Below are 3,178 nucleotides of genomic sequence, written 5' to 3'. Positions count from 1 at the left end.
CTGTTCTCTCAATTTGTTCCAGAATCATATGACAATTTATACAGACAGTTCTTTGAAGGCACCGTGCTTGGAGTCACACCTGTAGCCCATGGGGCCGCGCTTCCGCACTCAAGGGTAGAGGGACTTAATCAGATGGAAATGGTCATGGTTCGTTCTAAATCAGGGGTTCATGTGAAAGTAAACAATCCCGCAACAGACGAGCAGGAGGAGCAGATCCTGCATGCGATATTCTTTCTTCTTAGTCCGCTTGATAATCCAACCCAGCATGTCCGTATGCTTGCTCAGGTCGCAAGACAGATAGAAAATGAGAACTTTATGGATGACTGGATGGTCGCTGAAGATGAACAGCAACTTAAAGAATCAATTCTTCATAATGAAAGATTTCATTCATTATACATACATAAAGACGGTCCTACAGAGAAACTTATAGGCAAGCCTCTAAGCTCGATAAATATGCCTGAGGGTAGTTTGGTGGCTCTGATACGAAGGGGTGAGCAGACTATCATACCAAGAGGCAGTACTATTATTCATGAGTACGATAGAATTACGGTGATTGGCGAGCCTTCGAGCATGAGAGAGTTTCACAAAACCTACATTGGTTAGGGTTAAATTAGACTTGTGAGCAAAAAAACAATAGTAGTAGTTATTACACTTATAGCAGGACTATCCGGGCTTGGAGGATTATCTCTTTTAGGACAGATAGGCGAGTTTCCTAACTTTGCTAAGGTTATTATTATTAATTCAATAGTATTTAGAGGATTTTGTGGTCTTATAGGCGGTGTCCTTCTGTGGCGAGGCAATAAATGGGGTTATCGTTTAACACTAATTTGCTGGATATATTTAATATTGACATCTGTACTTACGATTAACCAGCTTTATAGTGGCGGCCTGATATTATCTTACGAATTCCTGCAGCAAAATTATGCTGCGTTTGGAAGGCCTTTTTTAATATCTATTCTGAAAATAGTATTGGGAATACCAATCATTCACTTTGTTATATCATACTTACTCAATCCTCAACAAGATACTAAGCAAGATTCTCTTATATAAGCACTTTTTGTGATAATCTTATAAATGTAAGAATCCAAAGATGCTATTTGTGCGTAAATGGGAGTATCAGGTTACTTGATTTATATAAACTAAGTCCAAAAGAAATTTACAAGGAGTATTAGAAAATGACTGATTCACAAGCAAAGTATGAAAAAGCTACATTCTCAGGAGGATGCTTTTGGTGTATGCAGCCCCCTTTTGATAGTTTAAAAGGAGTTATATCTACTACAGTCGGATATACGGGCGGCGAGGAGAAGAACCCAACCTACGAGGATGTCTGCAGAGGTAGAACAAATCATCTTGAATCGGTTCAGATCCTGTTTGATCCAGATGTGGTTACCTTTGATCAGCTCCTTGATGTTTTTTGGATTAATGTAGATCCTACTGACGGCGGAGGGCAATTTGTTGACAGGGGTATGCATTATAGGACTGCTATTTATTATCACAGTGATGAGCAGAAAAAGATTGCCGAACAATCTAAAGACAAAGCGCAAAATAGCGGAAGATATCCAAGTGAGATTGTTACAGAGATAAGGCCCGCATTGGAGTTTTATCCCGCTGAGGAGTATCACCAAAATTATTATGAAAAGAACCCGATAGGCTATGCATCATATAAGATGGGGTCGGGAAGAGGAAGATATATAGATTATATGAAGAATCTGAAATAAGGTCTATTAGACTTACTTCGTTTATTGAGCATATTAGATAGTACATACAACATATAGGAGGTAGTAGAGAATGGCTGATGATCAGAGATGGTTTGAAAAAAGAGCCCCGGAGATGGCCGAGGGGTGGTGGCAGTTCTACAAAGCAGTGGAAGGGGAGACAAAGTTAGACCCAAATACAAAAGCTCTAATTGCGATTGCTGTTGCAGTTCACGGCAGATGTCCTCACTGCGTAGAATCTCGAATTAAGAAAGCATTGTCTCTTGGTATAAGTAAAGAGGAGATTGCAGAAGCAATTATGGAGACTGCACTTCTAGCATCAGGTACCGAGATTTTCTGGGCAAAAGAAGTATATGATAAGTATTTAGGTTAATACCATAGCTAAAGTTTTTAATGCTGAAGCAATCATTTGGTATTATTGAAAAAAACGCGATTTAGATCTTGTCGTTTTTTAATAAATAGGTATACTCATTTCCACTAAAAGTCGGGGTGTAGCGCAGTTTGGGAGCGCGCAGCGCTTGGGACGCTGAGGTCGGAGGTTCGAGCCCTCTCACCCCGACCATCTTTTCCCAATAATTACAATACCTTATCAAGTAATTCCTACTCAAACATCTATTACTTTCCTGTGATACAAAATAATGTAATTCTATCTTATTTGTGTAATTTGTGATGAATTGTAGGGAAGAAAAAAAAAGGGGGAGAAGGCAGCCGCCTTCTCCCCGGTAATTCGTTTATTTCTGTTTTCTTATTGATCTAAATCCAAATACTAGCAGCGGTAGTAGCAGAAGTGCTAGGTTTGCTGCAGAGTTTCCGCTGTTAACGGGACCTTGAGCTATGCTACAACCACTGTCTCCACCGTTACCATCCGATGGTGCGCTAGGGCCACCACCGCCTTGATCAGGTGGTTCATCTGTTGGAGCAGGTGTTGGATTAACAACTGGAGGATCTGGGTTACCAGAACCGGCCTCAACTACATTTACTGTAACAATTGAATTATTGTTACCAGTATTCGGATCGCCCGTAATATTTGCCAATAGAGCTGTGTTTGGCAATGTTCCGGTTTGAGTCGGTATTACCGTAACCTCTACCACAACTGTTTGACCTTCATTAATTGATGGTACCGTACCTATATCACAAGTAACCTGACGAGTAAGCTCGTTGAAGTTACAAGGATCGCCAGTACTTGCTGTTGCAGATACAAAAGTCATATTTGCAGGTAGGGCATCAATTACGGTTGCCGCTGAACCAAACTCACCGTTATTACCTACTACCAATGTAAAGGTAACAGGTGTGTTTACCTCCACAGGGTTAGGGGAAACAAACTTAAGAATAAACAAGTCATTTCCTCCTGGCTCTGGTGGTTCTGGAGGAGGTACATTTCCTGGTACTACTGTTGTTGTTTGAGGTGATATATTATTTGATAACGATGGATCATGCTGATCGCCAGCTACCTGAGCAACATT

At 40.6% G+C, this 3,178-nt stretch carries 5 protein-coding genes and 1 tRNA gene; 5 read left to right on the top strand and 1 reads right to left on the bottom strand.

The features are described from left to right. The 5 genes from AAF462_11225 to AAF462_11205 form a co-directional block, all read left to right on the top strand. The coding region (locus tag AAF462_11225) for a TrkA C-terminal domain-containing protein (protein MEM7009693.1) at positions 1-603 on the top strand (603 nt) is incomplete at its 5' end. 15 nt (positions 604-618) lie between these two features. Further along, complete coding sequence (locus AAF462_11220) at positions 619-1,050, top strand: hypothetical protein (GenBank protein MEM7009692.1); 432 nt, start codon at positions 619-621, stop codon at positions 1,048-1,050. Positions 1,051-1,175: 125 nt separating this feature from the next. Next, positions 1,176-1,718 carry a peptide-methionine (S)-S-oxide reductase MsrA gene (gene msrA / locus AAF462_11215; GenBank protein ID MEM7009691.1) on the top strand — a complete coding sequence of 181 codons (543 nt, stop codon included), beginning with the start codon at positions 1,176-1,178 and terminating at the stop codon, positions 1,716-1,718. 70 nt (positions 1,719-1,788) lie between these two features. Next, positions 1,789-2,088 carry a carboxymuconolactone decarboxylase family protein gene (locus AAF462_11210; protein ID MEM7009690.1) on the top strand — a complete coding sequence of 100 codons (300 nt, stop codon included), beginning with the start codon at positions 1,789-1,791 and terminating at the stop codon, positions 2,086-2,088. Positions 2,089-2,200: 112 nt separating this feature from the next. Next, positions 2,201-2,277 (top strand) — tRNA-Pro (locus tag AAF462_11205). A 169-nt stretch (positions 2,278-2,446) separates the two neighbouring features. Here AAF462_11205 and AAF462_11200 read toward each other — a convergent pair. Beyond that, positions 2,447-3,178 (bottom strand): DUF11 domain-containing protein (locus AAF462_11200; protein ID MEM7009689.1); only part of this gene is annotated, 732 nt, incomplete at its 5' end.

Source organism: Thermodesulfobacteriota bacterium, assembly GCA_039028315.1.
In the GTDB taxonomy this organism is placed as follows: Bacteria; Desulfobacterota_D; UBA1144; order Nemesobacterales; family UBA2774; genus CR02bin9.
The sequence above is the reverse complement of the archived record's forward strand: the minus strand, read 5'-3'. Positions and strand labels throughout refer to the sequence as shown.

Excerpts from the sequence above, each read along its gene's own strand:
- msrA (MEM7009691.1), top strand. The coding sequence starts at position 1,176 with ATGACTGATTCACAAGCAAAGTATGAAAAAGCTACATTCTCAGGAGGA.
- AAF462_11210 (MEM7009690.1), top strand. The coding sequence starts at position 1,789 with ATGGCTGATGATCAGAGATGGTTTGAAAAAAGAGCCCCGGAGATGGCC.